This is a genomic window from Streptococcus cristatus (assembly GCF_003943815.1).
Lineage (GTDB): Bacteria > Bacillota > Bacilli > Lactobacillales > Streptococcaceae > Streptococcus > Streptococcus cristatus_F.
This window is the reverse complement of the sequence record NZ_RJNA01000001.1, coordinates 197903-221402: the sequence shown is the minus strand read 5'-3', so window position 1 is coordinate 221402 and position 23500 is coordinate 197903. Positions and strand designations below refer to the sequence as shown.

Annotated in this window: 18 protein-coding genes; 6 read left to right on the top strand and 12 right to left on the bottom strand. The window is 41.3% G+C overall.

Annotated elements, in window-relative coordinates; genetic code table 11:
• Positions 1–98: 98 nt before the first annotated feature.
• The 6 genes from D8872_RS01135 to cshA form a co-directional block, all read right to left on the bottom strand.
• On the bottom strand, positions 99–995 hold the full coding sequence (locus tag D8872_RS01135) for an aldose 1-epimerase family protein (protein ID WP_125389658.1): 897 nt from the start codon (positions 993–995) through the stop codon (positions 99–101).
• Between the two features lie 157 nt (positions 996–1152).
• Positions 1153–2628, bottom strand: coding sequence for a PTS galactitol transporter subunit IIC (locus D8872_RS01130; RefSeq protein WP_125389657.1), 1476 nt, complete (start codon positions 2626–2628; stop codon positions 1153–1155).
• A 51-nt stretch (positions 2629–2679) separates the two neighbouring features.
• Positions 2680–2985: a PTS sugar transporter subunit IIB gene (locus D8872_RS01125; RefSeq protein WP_005590672.1), complete on the bottom strand. Its 306-nt coding sequence runs from the start codon at positions 2983–2985 to the stop codon at positions 2680–2682.
• Positions 2986–3005: 20 nt separating this feature from the next.
• Positions 3006–3482 carry a PTS sugar transporter subunit IIA gene (locus D8872_RS01120; RefSeq protein WP_048763634.1) on the bottom strand — a complete coding sequence of 159 codons (477 nt, stop codon included), beginning with the start codon at positions 3480–3482 and terminating at the stop codon, positions 3006–3008.
• A gap of 326 nt (positions 3483–3808) precedes the next feature.
• A complete protein-coding gene (locus D8872_RS01115) occupies positions 3809–4555 on the bottom strand; it encodes a DeoR/GlpR family DNA-binding transcription regulator (protein ID WP_125389656.1) in 747 nt (248 codons plus the stop codon).
• A 283-nt stretch (positions 4556–4838) separates the two neighbouring features.
• Complete coding sequence (gene cshA / locus D8872_RS01110; RefSeq protein ID WP_125389655.1) at positions 4839–6413, bottom strand: degradosome RNA helicase CshA; 1575 nt, start codon at positions 6411–6413, stop codon at positions 4839–4841.
• A gap of 356 nt (positions 6414–6769) precedes the next feature.
• On the opposite strand from cshA, the gene D8872_RS01095 reads away from it, so the two are divergent.
• Complete coding sequence (locus D8872_RS01095) at positions 6770–7150, top strand: Asp23/Gls24 family envelope stress response protein (protein WP_125389654.1); 381 nt, start codon at positions 6770–6772, stop codon at positions 7148–7150.
• A gap of 96 nt (positions 7151–7246) precedes the next feature.
• On the opposite strand, the gene pyk is transcribed toward D8872_RS01095, so the two are convergent.
• From pyk to ftsW, 6 genes are all read right to left on the bottom strand, one after another.
• Positions 7247–8752 (bottom strand): pyruvate kinase, encoded by a 1506-nt coding sequence (pyk, locus tag D8872_RS01090; RefSeq protein ID WP_125373280.1) that lies wholly within the window; start codon positions 8750–8752, stop codon positions 7247–7249.
• 52 nt (positions 8753–8804) lie between these two features.
• On the bottom strand, positions 8805–9815 hold the full coding sequence (gene pfkA / locus D8872_RS01085; protein ID WP_005590682.1) for a 6-phosphofructokinase: 1011 nt from the start codon (positions 9813–9815) through the stop codon (positions 8805–8807).
• An 84-nt stretch (positions 9816–9899) separates the two neighbouring features.
• On the bottom strand, positions 9900–13010 hold the full coding sequence (locus D8872_RS01080) for a DNA polymerase III subunit alpha (RefSeq protein ID WP_125389653.1): 3111 nt from the start codon (positions 13008–13010) through the stop codon (positions 9900–9902).
• A gap of 324 nt (positions 13011–13334) precedes the next feature.
• Complete coding sequence (ccpA, locus tag D8872_RS01075; RefSeq protein ID WP_125389652.1) at positions 13335–14339, bottom strand: catabolite control protein A; 1005 nt, start codon at positions 14337–14339, stop codon at positions 13335–13337.
• Positions 14340–14569: 230 nt separating this feature from the next.
• A complete protein-coding gene (gene ppc / locus D8872_RS01070; protein WP_125389651.1) occupies positions 14570–17416 on the bottom strand; it encodes a phosphoenolpyruvate carboxylase in 2847 nt (948 codons plus the stop codon).
• 47 nt (positions 17417–17463) lie between these two features.
• The gene (gene ftsW, locus D8872_RS01065; RefSeq protein ID WP_045499297.1) at positions 17464–18678 is read right to left on the bottom strand and encodes a cell division peptidoglycan polymerase FtsW; all 1215 of its coding nucleotides are present in this window, start codon (positions 18676–18678) and stop codon (positions 17464–17466) included.
• A 227-nt stretch (positions 18679–18905) separates the two neighbouring features.
• On the opposite strand from ftsW, the gene D8872_RS01060 reads away from it, so the two are divergent.
• From D8872_RS01060 to lysS, 5 genes are all read left to right on the top strand, one after another.
• Complete coding sequence (locus tag D8872_RS01060) at positions 18906–19751, top strand: glycoside hydrolase family 25 protein (RefSeq protein ID WP_125389650.1); 846 nt, start codon at positions 18906–18908, stop codon at positions 19749–19751.
• 134 nt (positions 19752–19885) lie between these two features.
• Complete coding sequence (locus D8872_RS01055; RefSeq protein WP_125389649.1) at positions 19886–20728, top strand: DUF368 domain-containing protein; 843 nt, start codon at positions 19886–19888, stop codon at positions 20726–20728.
• On the top strand, positions 20728–21204 hold the full coding sequence (locus D8872_RS01050) for an aminoacyl-tRNA deacylase (RefSeq protein ID WP_005590691.1): 477 nt from the start codon (positions 20728–20730) through the stop codon (positions 21202–21204). The genes D8872_RS01055 and D8872_RS01050 overlap by 1 nt, the downstream gene beginning before the upstream one ends.
• A 33-nt stretch (positions 21205–21237) precedes the next feature.
• Complete coding sequence (locus D8872_RS01045; RefSeq protein WP_125389648.1) at positions 21238–21879, top strand: histidine phosphatase family protein; 642 nt, start codon at positions 21238–21240, stop codon at positions 21877–21879.
• Positions 21880–21971: 92 nt separating this feature from the next.
• Positions 21972–23462, top strand: a complete 1491-nt coding sequence (gene lysS / locus D8872_RS01040) for a lysine--tRNA ligase (protein ID WP_125389647.1) — start codon at positions 21972–21974, stop codon at positions 23460–23462.
• Positions 23463–23500 lie beyond the last annotated feature (38 nt).

The following is a 23500-nucleotide window of genomic DNA, read 5'->3' as shown; positions in this document are numbered from 1 at the left end:
AACATTAAACGTTATTTGATTCACAAGTTTATAATACAACATTTTATGTTCATTGTCAACATTATATGTTTGTTTTTAAACATTTTTAAAATTTTTCTTTAAAAAATAGTAATATCAAATCCAATTTCTTCTTTTTCTCCTGCTGGGAGTAGACGGACATTTTTCTTGCTTTCTAAATAATCCTCCTCTTCTAACGAGGTCGACAAACCTGACCAAGGTTCCAAGGCTATAAATGGTCCTTTGTTAATAGTTGACCAGATAATTAGATTTGGAAATTCTTGAAATTCCAAACGTAACCCTTTATCATGATTCCGAGAACGAAGAGCAACAGTCCGCGATTTTAGCTCATCAAGGGTCACTGCATCTTTAGCAAAGATATCATAGTCCAAATCTAGTTCTTTTTGATGATTTAAGAAGCTTGTACGTTCGAGAAAGTTTAACATACCAGTTTCAGGATAAGAGAGAGGAACGCTGCAAGTTTCTTCCTCTTCAAACTCCAAATAGTAATCTTCATACTTTTCATCATCAAGTAAAGGACAGTTAAAGCCAGGATGACCTCCGATAAAGTACGGCATAGCGCCACTATCTCCAAGATTTTCTACGATATACTGGGTACGAAGCTTCTTACCAGTCAAGCTATAGCGAATCGATAAGCGGAAATGATAGGGATAGTTCTGAAACATCTCCTCTGTATCCTCAATAGCAAAGGTCACACTCGTATCCGTTTGTTCAACCAATTCAAATTCTTTCTTGCGAACGAGACCATGCCGAGGAATCACTCCACTCGCTTCTTGACCATCTTTTAATACATAGCGAGCGGTGTCATTACGCAAACTTCCGCAAATGGGGAAAAGAACTGGAGCTTGACCACTCCAATAGGTCGCATCACCCTGCCAGAGGTATTCCACGCCATCCTTATCCTTAATTGAAGAAAGCGCTCCTCCCAATTTCTCAAACTGCACTGTCAATTCATCATTTTCTAGCGCGATCACCATCCAAATCTCCTCTCTACTTCAGAGAAAAAGGCAGGCTTCTGACTTCTCTCTGCTTAGTATTCATCACATAGGAAAAGCCAGATTATCAACATTCCCATTTGGAAATGGACAATCTAGCTTCCCTAGTCTTACAATATTTAACAATAGTTAACGGATATTATTTTGCTTTTGCTGCATATTCTGCATTCCGTTTGATCATTTGCTTTCTGTACCAAGCAAAGATTCCAATATAAGCACCAAGGAAGACAATAGCACCAATGATAGCTTTAATATCACCTGTAGTAGTATTACCAATAGTCCAGCCCAAGAGTTTTTCGATTGGTCCTTCAAGTGTTGAGTGAGTGATCAATTGAGTTTGGCTAACTCCTTCAGGGAAGGCACCTACACCTTTAGCAAGTTCTGTTGCAAACGGTGCAATCAGGGTACCTGAAAGAAGGAAGAGTGGTAATAAGAGTGTTCCAAAGACAATCATACGAAGCAATTTACCACGAGTAACAACCAGAAGGGCAGGTGTCACACCCATGGCGATGATACCAGCCAATGGCAAGATACCATTCCCTACATTAGAAAGCAAAACTGCTTCAATCAACATGATTGGGGCAAGTACGTTAGCGCAGGCCCAGATTTCTGCACGACCAGCGATAAATGGCCAGTCAAGACCAATGTTGAATTTACGTCCTTGAAGACGTTTTGTTGCTACGTTAGTAATACCTTGTGAAAGTGGTTCAACGGCTGCGATAAACCATGATCCGATAAGTGAGAAGAGCTCCAAGCAGACACCCGCAGTCAAACCAAGAGACAACCATCCTTTGATAACAAGTGACCATTTTGCTGCTTCGGCAACGTCAGACACTGGGTGCGGAGTTCCCATGATACCGATAACTACACCAAGAAGGAAACCGATGAAGAATTTAGATCCCCAGAAACCGATTTTCTTATTCAAAGCGGCAGCATCAAAGTCATATTTGTCCAACCCAGGGAAGAATTTGTCAAAAATCTTATCCAAAACCATGATAACAGGGTTCATCATGTAGTTCATGTGAGTTGAAGTCATTGGTGATGAACTTGGCGCATTCAACAAATCATCAAAAGTTGGTTTCATCAAGTCAGAGTTGATAATCTTTAAGACACCAACCAAGACAACTGCTAAAGTTGCAATCAAGAGTGACACAGCAGGACTTACATGGCTCTTATCTGCATACCATTTGATGAGCAAGCCAGTAATTGACAAGTGCCAAATATCAAAGATATCTACATCCAATGTATCTGTTTTCTTTATAGCTAACATAACAACATTGACAATGAGCATGATGAGCAAGAAGTATAGGGTCCATGGAGAACCCCAAGTGATGGTTGCAAGTGGTGCCCAACCAACGTCAGTGATGTTCAACTGGATACCAGTGTTTTCAACGAATTTAGCAAGTGAAGCTGAGAAAGCTCCGTTAAGCATACCGATGATGGCACCGATACCAGTAAGAGCGATGGCAAGTTTGATACCACCTTCAAGCGCTTTGGAGAATTTCACTCCAAATAGTAAAGCCAATACTGTCAAGATGATCAGCATGATGATAGGACCACCCATTTCCAAGATCGGCTTGAAAATCTTATTGGCTAGGTCAATAATGACATCCATAATAATTCCTCCCTTTTTTGTTATATGAATGTTAACAAGATAAAGAATAGATTAACTTAGTCCGTGTTCTTTAATAGCTGCTTCAATATTGTCAAATACTGGAGCGCTCATTGCAGGAATACGGAACAAAATTGGTCCAGCTTCGATAACTGGAATTCCTGGTTCAAAACCAAGATCTGTTGCAGCGATTGGCGTGAAGATATCATAACCTTGCATTAGATCTTCATTGACATCCTTAACCATCACGGCATCACAATGCACATCATAACCGCGGTTTGACAACTCTTCCTCAAGAGCACTCTTAATTTGGTGACTTGAGTTTACCCCTGCTCCGCAGGCTGCTAAAATTTTAATCATAATAAAATCCTCCGATTTATTTATTTAATAACTTTTGAAATATATTGGAACAACTCTTCTTTTGAGTTCAAAGAAGCTAAACCAGCTAGATTCCCTTCGCTAGTGAAGAAATCCATTAACTGTGCTAAGATATTGGTCTGGCTTGAGCTAGAGTTGTTGATAATAAAGAACAAGAGAGACACTTCAACGGTTTGCGTAGGAGAAATCATATTGTGGAAGGTTACAGGCTGATCTAGCTTAACAACTACCACATTTTCAGTCAAATTATGCGCAATATCCGTATGAGGTATGGCAACATTCGGCAAGTCCTTGCCTAAAAATTCCATATCCAATCCGGTTGGAAACGCCTTTTCTCTTTCAAGTAAAGCGTTTCGATAAGAAGAAGTTACAACTTCTCTTTCTTCTAACAAATCAGCTACTTGATGAAAAAGATCTTCTTGATTTTCCGCATGTAAACAAAACACTAGATTTTCATCAAATAATTGGGCAAGCGCCATTTTTTTATCTCTCCTTTTGTTTCTTTTTGTTCGTTTAATTAATTATATCATTATGTGATAGCGCTGTCAATAGTTTGTTTTGTTATTTTTTGTTTATTTATCTAATAACTTAAAAATTTAATGTTCATATGAAGATAGAACATTTCGTCATTCTGCATGGCTGAAGAATAACACGAGTCATAAAAATATCCTAGCAAGTCTAAGTTGATATACAAGAACTTTTCGTCCATTGTAAAATAAAATTATTCATCTGCAATAAGAAATAAAAGCTACGAAATTCGCAGCTTCCAGAATCTAAAATTAACATTCATGACAACACGATCAAATCAGAGAACCTTGGTGTAAGAACTATATTTCGCTCTCACTTTCGGAGAGATATGGTCATCCGTTACAATCGCGTCAATATTGTCCAAACGGTAAAAACTATAGAAAGAATAGCTATCAAATTTGCTATTATCTGCCACGATATATTTTTCAATTGCATTGTTAAGAATGATGGCATTCCCATTTCCTTCTTCTTCATTGGCAGTCGTCACATTGTGACCATCAATTCCGTTCACTCCAATAAAGGCCTTGGACACCTTAATTTCTTGCAGAAGTTTATTGGCAAACTGCCCGACAAAAGTCTGGGTCTTGACCCGATAGCGCCCTCCAATCAATATCAAATCAAAATTAGGATAATCCTTCAACTTTTCGAAAATAGGGAGAGAATTGGTTACAATGCTGATATTTTTCCCTTCTAAATAATCGCCTATAAAATCCGTTGTAGTACCTGATCCGATAAAAACTGTGTCTCCTTCAGCAATCAGATCCGCACATTTTTGGGCAATCAGCTTCTTTTCCTCTATATTTAACATCGTTTTTTCAGAATGCGAAGCTTCATTCAAGCTATCTTTCACTTTTTTATGAGCTCCACCATGCACTCGAATCAAAAGTCCTTGCTTCTCAAGATCAATCAAATCTCGCCGAATGGTCATATCTGTTACATTCAGCAATTCCTTCAGGTTCTTTACAGACACAACTCCCGTCTGGTCCAGCTCTTGTAAAATCACCTTATGACGACTTTCCTTCATGTACAATCCTCCTTGTGGTTGATGTCTAGAGACTTCTCACAAAGTCTATTTTTCTTGTCAGGTTCCTTAGACACTTCAAATCACCTTAATGTCCATGTACCCTTTCTTACTTCATTATACTACAATTTTCTCATATAAACAAAAAAATGTATACTTTTTTTCAAAAAAATCGAATATTGTTTGATTATGCGTTTTCATTGTGCCTTTTTCAAACAAATCACGAAAGATATCTAGATTCTCCTCAATCAAAAAATCCAATGTCTAATGACATCGGATTTTCTGTTTATTTATCGCCTTTATTACGGATAATAAATCCGGTTTTCTTTTCGCTGGAAGTACGGTGCGGACGCTTGTTCCCTCTGCTTTCGAAATCACGACTATTCTTATTTGACTTGCGTTTAAAGTCACGACGCCCGCCATCTCGGTCTTCGCGTCCACCACGACGATCACGACCTTGGTCACCTCGACGACCGTTGCCACGGCCACTCTTCCCTTTTCCGCCAAAGCCGCCGCCAGATGGCTTAAATGGCAGTGGTTTTTCACGGGCAATTTCTACTTCAGGAAGGGTATCTGGATCCTGTACCGTCAAGCTGAGGATATACATAGCCAGCTCTTCTGGGCTGAATTCTGCTGCCAGCTTGCGAGCATCCTTGCCAAATTTCTCAAAGTTAGAGCGGATGCCTTCATCCGCAAAATCGCGTTCAATCTTCTTAAGGGCAACTTTTTTCTTAGCTTGAAAGGCTTCTTCCGCAGTTGCTGGCTTAAGGCCTTTCATACGCTTCTTGGTCAGATTTTCGATAATCTGCAGATAGCCCATTTCATTTGGTGATACGAAAGTGATCGACTGACCTGACTTACCAGCACGACCAGTCCGACCAATCCGGTGAACATAGCTTTCTGGATCCTGCGGAATGTCGTAGTTGTAAACGTGGGTCACACCAGAAATGTCCAACCCACGCGCCGCCACATCTGTCGCCACCAAGACATCCAAATTGCCGTTTTTAAAGTCGCGCAGAACGCGAAGGCGCTTGCCTTGATCCAAATCACCATGGATACCCTCTGCTCGGAAACCACGTATTTTCAGGCCACGAGTCAGTTCATCCACCCTACGCTTGGTCCGACCAAAGACGATAGACAGCTCTGGCTGCTCCACATCCATCAGGCGGGTCATGGTATCAAATTTCTCATTTTCCTTGACACGGATATAATACTGGTCTACCAGCTCTGTCGTCAGCTCTTTAGCAGCAATCTTGACATGCTCAGGCTCCTTCATAAACTTGACACCAATGCGCTTGATAGCATCCGGCATGGTCGCTGAAAAGAGCAAGGTCTGACGTTCTTCTGGCACACGGGAAATGATAGACTCAATATCTTCCAAAAAGCCCATGTTAAGCATTTCATCCGCTTCGTCCAAGATCAAAGTTTCAATCTGATTCAGCTTAAGCGCCTTGCGCTTAATCAAATCCAAGAGACGACCAGGTGTTCCTACGACGATATGAGCACCTGATTTGAGGGCCTTTATTTGCTTTTCGATGCTGGAGCCACCGTAGACAGAACGCACCTTGACGCCCTTGCTGCGGCCAAAACGGAACAGCTCTTCCTGACTCTGAACAGCCAATTCACGGGTTGGAGCGATAACCAATGCTTGCACAGCAGGATTATCTGTATCAATCTTCTCCAGCGTCGGAAAACCAAAAGCAGCTGTCTTTCCTGTCCCTGTCTGGGCCTGACCAATAACATCCTTACCTGCCATGGCAAGTGGAATCGTCTGTTCTTGGATAGGGCTTGCTTCTACAAAGCCAGCTTTTTCAATCTCTGCTAACAGTTCAGCAGATAAATGTAATTCATTAAATTTCAATGTTCTTCTTCTTTCTAAAGGCGGTGCGAAGCCACCTTATAAGGCTTTTAATACTCAACTATCGAAACATCCCAAGTGATTTCGCTTGCTAAATCTCGATTTCCTGAGAGTATTCGCTCTTCTCTTCATAAATATGGTCTCTCAAGTCCAGGCACTAAAAAAGCGCCGACTCGGTCGCTAGTTCCCACTGAATAGAAAAACTGTATTTCTGCAACTAACCTAGTATACCACAAAATCACCTAAAAAGATAGGACTTAGCTGTAAAATATTTTATTAGAGCTTTCTTTTGTAAAAAATGAAAACTTGAAAATCATTTTCAAAAACATTATAATATACAAAGAAGAAAGGAGACAGGTATGAATAAATTTTTACGAGTGATTTTCATTTTACTGATCTTAGCTATGCTGGGCGCAGCTATGATCCAGATTTCCCAGCCCCAGCTCTTGAGCAATGAGTCAATCTATGGTCTAGCTCCCTACTGGCAGCGAGAAATTGGTTTCTGGAATCTGGCTATTCTGCCTTTAGTCATTGCCGCTAACATAAAGTATGATTGGTTTTATCTACGTATGACCCTGCTAGCACTGATTCTAGGTGGACTGGGCTTTGGTACCAACCATCTGCTAGGCTATCTTGAAGAAGCAAATCAAGCAAACCTACTGGGCTGGATTGAAAATTATCTGCTAGTCTGCTGCTGGATAATCGGTTGGGTATTAGAATCTAGAAAAGAGAAAAAGTGATATAGAGAATATCCATTACGAAATCAATTAAAAACTCTAGAACAAAAAATAAACCGATAGAATGGATCTATCGGTTTTTGCATACTATGAAATAAATTAACGTACTGTACGGATACGCATTGTGTTTGTACGAACCGCTTCGCCAAGTGGTACACCTGCAACGATAACGATATCGTCACCAGACTCAACAAGACCTGCTTCAACTGCTTTACGTTCAGCAATTTCGAACATATCATCAGTTGATGAAGGTGCTTCAGTCAACATTGGGATAACACCCCAGTTCAACATCAAGCCACGTTCTGTCAATTCATCGAATGTCAATGCCAAGATATCAGCATTTGGACGGTATTTAGAGATCAAACGAGCAGTGTGACCAGTTTTAGTCAAAGTAACAACCAATTTGATATTCATTGAGTTTGTAGCATCTTTAACAGCTGAAGCCATAACTTCTGTCTTAGAGTTACGTTCGAAAGTATCTGAGTTCAAACGTCCGTATTCGTTAAGAAGAGTTTGAGCGTTCTTATCGATTGTAGCCATTGTAGTTACTGACTCAAGTGGGTATTTACCGTTTGCAGACTCACCTGAAAGCATTGTAGCGTCAGTTCCGTCGATAACAGCGTTAAATACGTCTGATACTTCTGAACGAGTCGCACGTGGTTTTTCAGTCATTGTTTCAAGCATGTTTGTTGCTGTGATAACAACTTTACCAGCTGCATTGACTTTAGTAATGATCATTTTTTGGTAAACTGGAACCATTTCGAATGGTACTTCGATACCCATGTCACCACGAGCGATCATGATACCGTCAGCAGCTTCGATGATTTCATCCAAGTTGTCAATACCTTGTTGGTTTTCGATTTTAGCGAACAATTGAACATGTCCGTTACCAGTTTCTTCACAGATTGCACGAACTTCGTTGACGTCTTTTGCAGTACGTACAAATGAAATCGCGATGAAGTTGATTCCTTGCTCAAGACCGAAGCGGATATCGTCATTGTCACGCTCAGCAAGTGCTGGGAAAGGAATTTTAGTGTTAGGGATGTTTACACCTTTTTGTTTAGCGATAACACCGTCATTTTCAACTTCAACTACAAATTCACGGCTTGCATCGTCTTTTTCTACAACGCGAAGACCAAGTTTACCATCGTCAACCAATACTTGGCGACCTACTTCAACGTCATCGTAGATATCAAGTCCACCAGCAACGTTCAAAGCAATCACATCGCGAGTTGATTTGATTCCTTGTTTTGTCGCAACGCGGATTTTTTCACCAGTTTTGTATGAGTACTCTTTTGCGTCACCTTCGAACAATTCTGTACGGATTTCCGGACCTTTAGTGTCAAGAAGGAAACCAACTTTTTTACCAGCGATTTCTTCCGCACGTTTAACAGTTGCCATACGCTCACCTTGTTCTTGGTGGTCACCGTGTGAGAAGTTGAAACGGAAAGTGTTTGCTCCTGCTTCAATCAATTTGGCAATATTTTGAGCTGAAGCTTCAACGTCCAGTTTTTCACCCCAGTATCCGTCTTCACCGAATTTTTTACCACCACGGATTTCTACCGCAGGACCTAAAGTTGCAACGATTTTTACGCGTTTGTTCATGATATTAAGAAACTCCTTCTACTATTTGGGGATTTCGCCCCTGATTGACCAATTAAATATTAATGCTGCGATTAAGCTCTGCTAAGCCGATATCAGCTTTATGTGGATTGTTGACAACGATTTTGCCGTCTGCAGTCAGGCTAAAGAGTGCGCCTTCTTCAGCAGTTCCCAAGATTGGGCTTTCCACCATTTTTTCATTACGGATACCTACGGCAACACCACCGATACCTTCTTTAAGTAGTTTAACGGCATGCGCTCCCATACGAGAAGCCAATACACGGTCGCGAGCAGTTGGTGAACCACCACGTTGGATGTGACCAAGTTCAGTCACGCGGAGGTCGCTAGTATCACCAGCTTCTTTCAGCTTTTTACCAAACTCATCTGCTGACATAACACCTTCAGCAAGAACAATGATATTATGCTTCTTACCTTTTTCATAGCCACGTTTGATGCTGGCAACGATATCTTCAATCTTGAAGCCTTCTTCAGGAATGATAATTTCATCTGCACCTGTAGCAATACCTGCCCAAAGTGCGATATCACCAGCGTTACGTCCCATTACTTCAACAACGAAAGTACGACGGTGACTGGATGATGTATCGCGGATCTTGTCAATCGCGTCCATTGCAGTTGTAACAGCAGTATCAAAACCGATAGTGAAATCTGTTCCAACAATGTCATTGTCAATAGTTCCAGGTACACCAACAGCTGGGAAGCCATGCTCTGTTAAGCGCATCGCACCATGGTAAGAACCATCTCCACCGATAACAACTACACCTTCAATACCGTGTTTCTTCAGTTGTTCGATTCCCTTTAATTGCCCTTCAAGTTTTGCAAACTCAGGGTAGCGTGCTGAATGAAGGAAAGTTCCTCCACGAGAAATAATGTCTCCAACTGAAGTCGCATCAAGTGGATAAATATCACCAGCAACCATTCCAGCGTAGCCGCCATAAATTCCATAAACTTCCATTCCTTCGGAAATTGCTTTACGAACGACTGCACGAATAGCAGCATTCATACCAGGGGCATCTCCACCACTGGTCAAAACAGCAATACGTTTCATTTCGTAATGTGCTCCTTTATCTTTTTAACATTCTTATAGATTATACCACAATCAGAATAAAAATTCTCTTATTTTCCTGATTTTTTACCGAAAAACCGTTTTCATGCTGTAATTTTCTAGTTCAGCTTGAAGTTGGTCTGATTTTTGAACTTGAAAGCCTGATGCAGGAACCGTTTTCTTGTCATTCTCATAGCGTAGCACCACGGGAATATCCCCTGGGTATCGCTGTAGGATCTCCGCAATCTGTCTGTCGTGACTAGTATCAGCTAATTGGATCCAAAAGCGTTCTGAGCTTGCTTTCTCCACCTCTGTTAGAACCATTTGTAACCGGCCATCTCTCTCCTGAATTTTTCCAGTCAGATAGTAATAGCCTTTTTCTTGGATTTGCTTGGCAAAGCGACGGTAAACTTCAGGAAATAAAGTAACATCTAACTTTTTCTTGGTATCCGTCACTTGCATAAAGGCCATGTTTTCACCATTTTTTGTGCGAATAACCTTGATAGACTGGACTTCAACTAGAATGGTCGCCTTACTATTATCGGCCAACTCTTCAATCCAGACAAAAGGATGATGGGCTTTCTTAGCTAGGCTAATGAGCGGATGATCACTAAGGCCAATCCCAATCAGGGCTTGCTCCTGCTCAAATTTTTCTGCAGCAGTAAAATCCTCAGAATCCGTCCATGAATAGCTAGTATCAGCAAATAAACTCCCCAACTCATCTGCAAAGACAAAAAGATTCGGTAGATTGTGCAAAATCTTCTGGCGATTGGGCTCAAAAACATCAAAGAGCCCTACTTGCACCAAAGGGCTTAAAAGTGGCAACTTATGATAACTCTGAGGCAGGCGTAAAATGAAATCTTCCACACTGCTAAAGGGATTCTTTTGACGCTCTTCTATGATCCAGAAAGCAAAATCCCTTGGCAAGCCCTTGATATTTTTCAGGCCAAGATAAATTTTCCACTCCTGAAACTTATCTTTATAGGGAATGTTGTGGATGGTCAAAGGAGCCAGTTCGAAGCCAAATCCAAGTGCATCCGTGATATAGTCCGAGCTCGAGTAGTTGAGCATGACATCAAAGAAGATATCTGGATAATGAGCCTTGAAATAGGCCAACTGAAAAGCTAGAGCCGAGTAAGCATAGGCATGGCTGCGGTTGAAGCCATAACCGGCAAATTTCTCCATGACCGCAAAAACTTCCTTGGCCTTGGTCTCTGAGTGCCCCAATTTGACAGCTCCCTTGACAAATTCTTCCTCCATTTCATGCATTTCAGCAGCATTTTTCTTGCCCATTGCTCGCCGTAAAATATCGGCCTTCCCCAGACTAAAGCCACCAAAGCGCTGGGCGACCTGCATGACCTGCTCTTGGTAAAGCATGATGCCATAGGTTGGTGCCAAGATATCCTCCAAGCTCGGATCAATCATCTCCACGCGCTCGCGACCATGCTTGCGCTTGACAAAGTTATCAATATAGTCACTAGCTCCAGGACGATTGAGAGAGGTAGTAGCTACTACTTCTTCAAATTGAACGGGTTGGACTCTTTTCAGAAGACTGATGGCACCTGCTTGTTCAAACTGGAAAATACCCTTGGTATTACCCGCTGCAAAGAGGCGAAGAGTTTCCTCATCTTCCAGGTCAATGCGAGCAATATCAATATCAACTCCGTATTTGTCTAGAGCCGCTTCTTTCATCCGCTGGACAAAGGTTAAATTGCGCAAGCCCAGAAAGTCCATCTTAAGTAGTCCATTGCTTTCGACACCGTGGGCATCGTACTGGGTGAGATACATGTCCTCCCCGTATTTTAAGGGAATTTGATTGGTCAAATCATCGTCGCTCATGACAACACCTGCCGCATGGATTGAGGTCTGACGTGGATTGCCTTCGATTTTCTTAGCAATTTCAAAGGCCTTCTGATATTCTAGCTTGCTATTGATAATCTGACGAAAGGCTATATTTCGCTCATAAGCAGTGGTTAAATTGTCTCGAAAGCCGATTTTTTTGGTAATATTGGTCAGCTCGTACTCTGGCAAACCAAAGCGCTTAAAAACATCTCGGATAGCCTGCTTAGCCCCAAAGGTTGAATAAGTCACAATCTGAGCTGCATGCATGCTACCATAACGATCTCGGACATAGCGGATAAACTCCGGCCGATATACATCGGGAATATCAATATCAATATCGGGCATGGTATAGCGTTCTAGGTTTAGGAAACGTTCAAACAGCAGATTCTTTTCTACTGGGTCAATGCCTGTAATCTCCAAAGCATAGGCCACCAGACTGCCAACTGCAGAACCACGGCCCATCCCCATATAATAACCTTGACTGCGGCCAAAGCGCAGCAAATCCCAGACAATAAGGAAATAATCATCAAAGCCCATCTGATGAATGACATCCAGCTCCTGATCCAGCCTTGCTTGATAGGCTGTTCCCTTAAGCCCCCGCTTGGCCAATCCCGCCTCAGCTAATTCCCTCAGCTCTTCTACAGCAGGACGCTCAGGATTGAAGCGCGGAAGCTTCAACTCGGTGTTAATTTCATAATGAACATCAGCTATCAATCGCTCTAAGTTGGTCAAACTCTCTGGAAAGTTTTCAGCGAAAGCTTCTTCTAAAGAGGCTGGAGCTAATAAAAACTCATGGCTCGACAGGTGACCGACCTCTCGCAAGCTGATATTATCCCGAATCGCCCTCAGCATTTGCAAGGTTTCTAAATCTCCCTGCTCAAAGTAGCGAACCGTATGCAAGGGCAGAACTGGCCTAGTCAATTCCTGCCTTGGCGTATCTGGAAAGACACCAACGTAAAAGTCCAAGCCCAAATCAAGCTGATCCACACCTTCAAAGATTGGTACAATCAGAGCCAGCCCTTTAAAAAGATGTTGAAAGTCTTCCCAATTTTGACGATTCATCATTTTTAGGGTCGAAATCTTCATCAAATTGCGATAACCCTGACTATCCAAGGCCAACAGTCTCAGATTGAGAGGATTTCCATCTTTATAGATTTCCATTTCCAGACCTAGCAAGGGCTGAAGTCCTGCCGCTTTTGCCTCCTCTAGGAAATGATAAGCCCCATAAAGATTGTCCACATCCATCATGCCTAGACTTTTGTAGCCCAAGTCCTTGGACCGTTGAACATATTTTTTGATAGAGACTAAACTATCCATAAAGCTATAAACAGTCTTGGTATCTAGTTGTGTAATCACAAAATTCTCCTTGATACAGCTACGATAAATGATGCCTACTAGTAAAAAGAAGACAGAAAAAATGCGTTTCCACTTCTTTATTTTTTTCGTTTTACTGAAAATCTATCCCAAGCTCTAACTAGCCTATTTCTTCTTAACCTTCGTCAGTCAAGTAAGTAGAACAAGAACTAATTTCAGCATTCCTGCTTCTATTATACCTCAATTTCTGTAAAGAAGAAACCCAGAGTCTCTTATATTCAGCGACTGTGTTTAACCAAAATAAAAAAACGAGACAGAACTAAATTCTTTCAAAATTTAATTCTGTCCCATCCCGTATCAATTTTATTATTTACGAGTTGATTTACGTTCATTGATCGTATGAGCTAGGAGAACTTCGCGCTCTTCCAACTCTTCTTTATGCATAATCTTTGTCAGCATCCGCATACTAATCGCACCGATGTCATACAGAGGTTGTCCGATAGTGGACAGATTAGGGCGAGTAAAGCGAGCGATTTGCGAATCATCGCTAGTAATGATTTCAAAGTCTTCAGGAATACGAACACCTCGATCAGCCAAACCATTAAGCAAACCTGCTGCCAACTCATCTCCGGTCACAAAAGCCGCTGTTGCCTTTGAAGCAATCAGTCGTTCAGCTAGATGATAACCGTCATCGTAGCTATATTTAGACTCGAATACCAAGCCTTCGCTATATGAAATTTTCTTGCCTTTCAGAGCTTCTTTGTAGCCAGACAAACGGATTTTACCATTGATATCATCTACCAAAGGACCGCTGACAAAAGCAATTTTCTTGTTGCGTTTAGCCAATAGTTCCACAGCATCGACGGTTGCCTGTTTATAATCAATATTGACACTTGGTAACTGATGCTCTACATCCACCGTGCCTGCTAGAACCACTGGTGTTCGTGAACGTGAAAATTCTGAACGAATTTTCTCTGTCAGATGGTAGCCCATAAAAATAATACCATCTACTTGCTTAGAGAAAAGGGTATTAACAACCGAAACTTCCTTGTCATCATCTTCATCGCTGTTTGCCAGGACGATATTGTACTTATACATTTTGGCAATATCATCAATCCCTTTGGCTAAAGTAGAGAAGTAACTATTTGTGATATTAGGAATTACAACACCAACAGTGGTCGTCTTTTTGCTGGCCAAACCACGGGCAACTGCATTAGGACGATAGTCAAGACGTTCAATTACTTCTAGTACTTTTTTTCGTGTATTTTCTTTTACATTCTTGTTACCATTTACAACTCGGCTGACTGTCGCCATTGAAACTCCCGCTTCACGGGCGACATCATAAATGGTTACTGTGTCGTCTGTGTTCATATAGTTTCCTTTCTTTTGTTGAAAATATCGTTTTCATTTTTCTACACTTATCATTGTATCACTAATTGTAAACACTTTCAAGTATTTTAGCGTATAGATATGAAAACTTTTTCATTTTTTATTTACACGAATCGCAGGAAATGAGTTATTGATTCAAAATAGTTTAAAATCAATAAAAAATCGGCTCAAAAGCCGATTTTTTATTGATAGTATTTAAAGCTCCTTGTGCATCAACCAGAATTTCGTAGACCTGTCGCAATTCCATTGATGGTAATGTGGATCAAACGTTCTTGTTCTGGTGAAAGTTCTCCTCGGCGCTGACGCTTGATCAGCTCAAGCTGAATATAGTTCAAAACATTGAAATAAGGCATCCGATAGTTCAAGCTATCCTTGAGATAGGCATTTTCTGCTAAGAGCTCGTCATGGCCTTCAATCGCCAAGATAACATCCTTTGTCAGCTGCCATTCGTCTAGAATTGTATTGAAAATATCGCGTACATTTTGGTCTTCACAAAGTTGCGCATATTCAAAAGCGATATTCATATTGGACTTGGACAGCACCATATCAACATTTGACAAGAGGGACTGGAAGAATGGCCATCTCTGATACATAAATTGAAGGAAGGCCAGATTCTTTTCAGGATCTTCATCGATAAATTCTTTGAAGCTAGAGCCAACGCCATACCAACCAGGGAACATAACCCGACTTTGAGACCATGAGAAGACCCAAGGAATAGCTCTCAGACCGCCGATTTCAGTGATGGTTTTACGAGCTGCTGGACGAGAACCGATATTAAAGCTAGAAATGGCCTTAATAGGACTAGACTCAAAGAAATAATCGTAGAAACGTTCGTCGCCAAAGACTAGGTCGCGATAGATTTGGTAGCTTCGACCGACCACTCGATCCATCACTCTCTCGTATTCATTGGTCGTATTACTATCACTCTTCTTATAGCTTATCATACGGTTAATAGCCGCCGATACAAGCATTTCCAGATTGTAGTAAGCAGCATCCTTATTACCGTATTTATTGCCGATGACCTCACCCTGCTCTGTCAGGCGGATACGATCATTGATACTCCGCAATGGTTGCGAAGTGATTGCCTCATAGGTTGGGCCACCGCCACGACCGACAGTTCCTCCACGACCATGGAAGAAGGTAATCTTGACCCCAAACTTATCACCGATGGCTGTCAGCTGTTGTTGAGCCTTGTAAAGTGTCCAGCATGATGATAAATAGCCACCATCCTTGTTACTATCTGAGTAGCCCAGCATGATTTCTTGGTAGTTGTTTTTAGAAGCGATCCATTTTTGAGCAATTGGCAGAGACAGATATTTCTCCATAGTATCGCAGGAGTTATCCAAGTCCTCAATCGTTTCAAACAGAGGAACAATCTGCACACGCGCCCCTTCTTCATCGATCAAGCCTACTTCCTTAAGCATGATCGCCAGCTCTAGCAGATCTGATACGCTAGTCGAGTGGGAAATAATATTTTGCTTGATAACATCTTCGCCAATCGCATCCTTAAGCTGACGAGCCGTCTTGAAAATCTCCAATTCTTTTTGTAGAAGTTCAGACTTAGGTGCATGAGTGGCTGACAGGATCCGTGGATCCTCCAGAAGCTGCTTGAGGAGAACTTGGCATTTTTCTTCCTCTGACAAGCTGCTGTAATCTTTCACAATATTAGCAGAAGCCAAGAGCTCAGCCACACAAGCCTCATGGACACTAGAATCCTGACGCATATCAATGCTGGCCAAGAAGAAACCAAAAATATCAACTGCTTGTAGCAATTCAGTAAGTTCTCCAGTCACCAGAGCTTGTCCATTGTGCTCCAGCAAAGAATCACGAATAACAAGGAGATCTTCCTTAAACTCTTGTGCATCTTTATAAGATGGAAGTTGTTCTTTTCGTAATTCATCTAAACTACCACTAAGTTTAGACTGGATATAATTTGGAATAATTTCCCTACCATTATGGCTGACCGAGGTAGCAGCATTTGCATGCAGGACTGCTTCAGCTTTATCAGCCAAACGATGCCCTTCACCGGAGAAATTACCTTCTTTCAGATAAAGTAAGGTCTGAATCAACTTGGACTGAATGTAATGAAAAGCACGGCGATAAGGCTCATTTTCCCGATAAACAGACTTGTCGCTTGACAAAGCTGCCATCTTTGCTACAGCTTCACTTGTTTTTGAAAGATTAGTAGACAGGGAGAAGTTACGATAGAGCGTATAAACCTTGTCAATGTAGTAATTCAGAATAACTTCGCTCTGTACTGTTGCAGACAATTTCAGAGTTTCAGCGGTTACAAATGGATTTCCATCTCGGTCACCACCAATCCACATTCCCATGGTGATGGGTTTAGGATTTTCCAAATGGATTCCTTTTTCTTCTGCCAAGCGTTTATACTCTAGCATCAGGTTCGTGATTGCTTGAAGAAAAGAACTGTTATAGTATTCCATAACGTTAGTGATTTCATTGGTAACCTTAAGTTTCTTTTCCCGAATCATATCGGTCTGCATCATCAGCTCGATATAGCGACGGAGATTGGCTAACCATTTCTTTTCGTTCACCAGACCAGCTTTAACATCACGATGCTGGCGCAACAGTGTGTGAATATGATTAGTCAAATCCAACATGGTCTTGCGCTGAACCTGAGTCGGATGAGCAGTCAAAACAGGAACAACATTTAGATTTTCCAGGATTTCCTGCGCATTTTCTCGCGTTGAAACTAAATCAATCGTCGTCGAAAGCTTACCAAGGTAGTCTTGGTCAATATTATTTTGATGATTGATCTCATAAGCCAAGTCAACATCTTCAGAAATATTGATGAGCAGAGGTAAAATAGCAAAATAGCGTGAGATATAGACCATATCATCCGTGGATAATTCTTCTACTACTGCTTTCAGCTCTTGGTATTTAGATTGAACTGCCAGTTCTTCAATCATGGAGATTTTAGCAAAAGTGTCAGGACTGAGAATATCCCGGGTAATATCTACCAACAAGTCCGTTAAAATAGAAACTTCTTCTCGAATCATTTCTTTATTGCTATAATTTTCTAATTTTGTAAATGACATTATTTACACCTTTCTATTGTTGAAGAGCTAACATACAAGAAGATCTTTTAGGATTGACTTACTTCTAGTTCCTGATACATGGCGTTTCGTCGCTCATTGGCGTCAATATTTAAAACAAAGGCAATGGCAACTGATAGAACCAATAAACTGTTTCCCCCCTGAGATAAGAATGGGAAGGTTACACCGGTTGAAGGAATCAAGCCCGAAATACCACCAATATTGACAAAGGTTTGCATCAGAATCATACCGCCAATTCCCAAAGCCATCATAGAATTAAATGGATCCTTGGCTCTTGTACCTACGAGAATAATTCGTAAAATCAAGAAAAAGAGCAGGGCTAAAATTAAAGTAGCTCCAAAGAATCCGACTTCCTCAATAACAATCGAGAAAACAAAGTCTGTATGAGCCTCTGGTAGGTAACCTCGTTTTTCGATGGAGTTTCCTAACCCTAAGCCAAACCAACCACCGTTACTCATGGCATAGTAAGAATTGGCCAGCTGGTGGCCTGAGCCAGACAAATCGTCGAAAGGGTTGAAAAAAGCACTAAAACGCTTTGCAACATATCCAAAAACAGGAACTTGCTCAACACGCTTGACACCTATCAACCAAATACTCGCTAAAACTGCTGCCGACCCTCCTACAACAGCACCAAGCATGGTTGAGAACCATCTGTAAGCAATTCCGCTGGTGGAAATTACAATCAAAACTGTTAAGAGCAAAATGGTCGCATTTCCTAAGTCGGGCATGATAACCACCAGGCCTATCAAGAAAGCAACAATAACCCTCCAATCCGTAACAGCACGTGGAATCAACTGATTAAAGGTGATTGCTTGGTAATCATATACTTCTATTTGTTCTTGTTTCTTAGAAAACTGTAGGGCCAAATACCAGACCAAAATAATCTTCAGATATTCTGCCGGCTGAGCAGTAACTGGACCGATTTTGAGCCAACCGTGTGCCCCATTGATCGTTCCTGTGATAAAGCGTGAGAGTAAAAGCAGAATAATTTCAGCTATGATAACAAACGTAATCACTCCTGGCCTCTTCAGAAAATCCAGCTTCATTCGGTAAATAATCCCAATCATCACCAAGCTGAAGAGCCAGAAACCTGCTTGAGTGGCGACCATTCGAAAACTATTGAGCCCATTTTGAATGAGGATGGGGCTCGTCGTGGAATAAACGACAATCAAGCCAATGCCAGATAACAGCATGTACGGAATCAAAATTGAGTAATTCAATAAATGCTTTTTGTCAATTTTCATATTTCACCAATTTATTCTAAAAATTCAAACTTCATTATACCACTTTTTGATTCGAAAAAAAAGCATTAGGATAGCTTCCAAAGATATTTACTTATTTATCGCCTCAAAAATCCAATTATTTCAAATTGTTTTATCTTCTATTGCAATCAGATTACATTTTCGTATTTCGCTGGAAATATAGATAAATACTTTGCTTTTCTATTTATTTTACGTTACAATGAAACAGTATGAGAAAAAGGATTAAACCGCTTGCACTCTTGCTATNCTTTGCTTGCTTTATTCTATATATTGTCATAAGCAAGCACCATCTTGATGTGCAAATTAAACAAGCCCAAACAAAAAAAACTCAAGTCAGTCAGGTGACAACCAATAAAAAAAAGGAGGAAGCTCCTTCAGACGAACCTGAGGAAGAATTGCTTAATAAACCTATCGTTGACCTTTCCGGTTGGCAATTGCCCAGCGAAATAGACTATGATACCTTGTCAACAAATATTTCTGGTGCTATCATTCGCGTGCATAGTGGAGCTCAAGCAAAAAAAGAAAATGTTGCCACTCATTTAAATGGACTTGACAAATCATTTGCTACCCATATCCAAGAGTTTCAAAAACGGGGGATTCCTGTGGCTGTGTATGCTTATATAGCAGCAGGCAATATCAAAGAAATGGAAAAAGAAGCTGAAAGCTTCTACAAGGCATCTTCTAAATATAAACCTACCTTTTACTGGCTTGATGTTGAAGAAAAGACTATGGGCGACATGAACGCAGGAATTGAGGCCTTTCGTGCCAAGCTTGAAAGTCTTGGAGCTCAAAATATTGGTATCTACATCGGTACCTATTTCATGGAAGAGCATAGTATCTCAACTGAGAAATTTACTGCCGTTTGGATTCCAACTTATGGCTATAATGACGGCTACTATAACGCTGCTCCAAATACTGAACAGCCCTATGACCTACATCAATACACCTCAGAAGGTAAATTGGAAGGTTTCCCACATAACTTAGACCTCAATCAGCTCTCTCCTGTACAGGATAAAAAAGAGACTTACAAGAAATTATTTTCAACACCAAAATAAAAAAGATGCAAGATAATTGTTAGGAAATCTTGTATCTTTTTTTCTCTGTACAAGATATTTTTCTTGCTTTTTTCAGAAAAGTATGTAGCTTTATGGTACAATAGTCTAATGAAAAAGACTTGTAGGGAGATATTATGATTTCATGGATTGCTAGGATGTTAAAAGGAATGATTATCGCGCTTGGCTTCATCCTACCTGGTGTGTCTGGCGGTGTATTAGCCGCGATTTTGGGGATTTATGAGCGAATGATTCGCTTTTTAGCCCATATCAAAGAAAATTTTATCGAGAATGTTCTCTACTTCACTCCTGTGGCTATTGGGATGGTTTTAGGGATCGCAGCCTTCTCCTATCCAGTCAATCTCTTGCTGGATAATTACAAGGTTATCGTTCTCTGGGGCTTTGCTGGAGCCATCATCGGCACCATTCCCAGCCTGATCAAAGAATCCGTCAAGGAATCCGACAGAGATCGAGCCGACGCTGTTACTTTCTGGCTTAGTTTCATCTTGTCAGGGATCTTTCTTTACTCGCTAAATGGAATGGTAGGAACACTGCCAGCTAACTTCCTGTCCTTTGTTTTAGCGGGTGCTCTTATCGCTTTAGGAATCTTGATTCCGGGACTCAGCCCTTCAAATCTTCTATTGATTTTAGGGCTCTATACTCCCATGCTGACAGGATTTAAACGCCTGGATTTATTTGGCACTTTCCTGCCAATCGGCATCGGCGGCGCTCTGGCTCTGATTCTCTTTTCAAAAGCCATGGACTACATTTTGAAACATTATCATTCCCGCGTTTACCATTTTATCATTGGTATTGTATTGTCCAGCACCTTGCTCATTGTCCTCCCTCAAAGCGGCAACAATGAGAGCATTAGTTATGCAGGCGTATCCATTTTCACACTTGTTCTTGCTGCCTTTTTCTTTGGACTAGGCATCTGGCTAGGAATTTGGATGTCCCAATTAGAAGAGAAATATAAATAATGGCTAAAAAGACAAAACTCAAAAAAACACTGGTTGAGCAAATTTTAAACAAGGCAAAGATTGAGCACCAAGGTTTGCAAATTAATGCTTTAGATGATAGCCTGACAGAGGAATTTGACCGCTCGCAAATTTATAAAACACTTGCTTTAAACGGAGATAAAACAGGAACAGTCATTGGCATCCTGCCTATCACCGAACATCTGTCGGAAAAGAAATTAGCAAAAATTTCAGGCAATAAAAAAGTCAGTATGATTCCGCAGAAAGATTTAGAAAAAACGACTGGTTACATCCATGGTGCCAATAATCCTGTCGGCATTCGCCAAAAACACTCCTTCCCCATTTTCATTGACCAAACGGCTCTGAGTCGCGAAAGCATCATTGTTTCTGCTGGTGAAGTCGGCCGTAGCATCCAGATCAAGGCTCAGGATTTGGCTGACTTTGTTCAAGCACAGTTCGCAGACTTGAAAGAGGACTAGGCTATTCGCTTCAAAAGGAAAAAGGAATTTGATATGAAATTGTATTTTATCCGACATGGAAAAACCGAATGGAATCTAGAAATGCGTTTCCAAGGGGCAAGCGGAGATTCTCCACTTCTTGAGGTATCCATTGACGAGCTCAAGCGCTTGGGCAAGCATTTATCAAACGTTCAATTCGATAAAATCTACTCTAGCGATTTGCCGCGTGCTTACCGTTCTGCAGAAATTATCCAAAGTGAAAACCAGTATCAAACCGACATTGTTTCGACTCCTGAACTAAGAGAGTGGGCTCTTGGAAAACTAGAAGGAGCCAAAATTACTACTGTAGAAAACACTTATCCTCAGCAGATGTGGGCTTTTCGCCACGATCTATCCCAGTTTGATCACCAACTATTTGATGCAGAATCCGTCGCTCAAACCACAAATCGGACAATTGCCTTCGTGAAGTCTCTCAAAGGGAAAGGTTATCAAAATGTCTTGATTGTCGGACATGGGGCCAACCTAACTGCCAGCATTCGACGCCTGCTCGGTTACGAAACATCTTTGCTCCGTAAGGACGGAGGCTTGGCCAACGCTAGTGTCACCATTTTGGAAACAGACGATTTTGACTCTTTCAAGTTACTTGCTTGGAACAACTTAGATTACATGCTAACAGATAAAACTGCGAATCTTTAAACATCGCAGTTTTTCTATTTTTATCGATAATTATTGCTGAATTTCCTTTTATTTTGTGATAGAATAGAAGGGAAAGCCTTAGGAGGAAGAAAATGACTACTGAACATATTGAAGAACTAAATGACCAGCAGATTATTCGCCGTGAAAAAATGGCTGCGCTAGCTGAGCAAGGAATTGATCCTTTCGGAAAACGTTTTGAACGTACTGAGAATTCTGCTCAACTTAAAGAAAAATACAGCGACAAATCCAAAGAAGAATTACATGAATTGAACGAAAAAGCAACCATTGCTGGTCGTTTAATGACCAAACGTGGAAAAGGGAAAGTCGGCTTCGCCCACATCCAAGACCGTGAAGGCCAAATCCAGATTTACGTTCGTAAGGACGAGGTCGGTGAAGAAAACTATGAGATTTTCAAAAAAGCTGACTTGGGTGACTTCTTGGGAATTGAAGGCGATGTGATGCGCACAGATATGGGGGAACTCTCTATCAAAGCAACGCATATTACTCACCTTTCAAAAGCTTTGCGTCCCCTTCCAGAGAAATTCCACGGTTTGACTGACGTAGAAACTATCTACCGTAAACGTTATTTGGACTTGATTTCCAACCGCGAAAGCTTTGAACGCTTTGTCACTCGCTCAAAAATCATCTCAGAAATCCGCCGTTACTTGGATGGACAAGGCTTCCTTGAAGTTGAAACACCTGTTCTCCACAACGAAGCTGGCGGCGCTGCCGCCCGTCCATTCATTACTCACCACAATGCTCAAAACATTGATATGGTGCTACGGATTGCAACTGAGCTTCACTTGAAACGCCTTATCGTCGGTGGTATGGAACGCGTCTATGAAATTGGCCGTATCTTCCGTAACGAAGGGATGGACGCCACTCATAACCCTGAGTTCACATCTATCGAGGTTTACCAAGCCTATGCGGACTTCCAAGATATCATGGACTTGACAGAAGGCATCATCCAACACGCTGCTAAAGCAGTTAAGGGTGATGGTCCAGTCAACTACCAAGGCACTGAGATCAAGATCAACGAGCCATTTAAACGTGTTCATATGGTGGATGCCATCAAGGAAATCACTGGCGTAGACTTCTGGCAAGATATGACCTTCGAAGAAGCTGCTTCCTTGGCTAAAGAAAAGAAAGTACCAGTTGAAAAACATTATACTGAAGTTGGACACATCATCAATGCTTTCTTTGAAGAATTTGTTGAAGAAACCTTGATTCAGCCAACCTTTGTCTACGGTCACCCCGTTGCTGTGTCACCTCTGGCTAAGAAAAACCCAGAAGACCCACGCTTCACGGACCGCTTTGAGCTCTTCATCATGACCAAAGAATATGCTAATGCCTTCACTGAGCTGAACGATCCAATCGATCAATTATCTCGTTTTGAAGCACAGGCAAAGGCTAAAGAACTGGGTGATGACGAAGCGACAGGCATCGACTATGATTACGTTGAAGCTTTGGAATACGGTATGCCACCAACTGGAGGCCTCGGAATCGGTATCGACCGGCTCGTAATGTTGCTGACAGATGTGACTACGATTCGCGATGTATTGCTCTTCCCAACAATGAAGTAATCTCAAACTTACACAAGTTTAAAAAACAAATCCCGCTG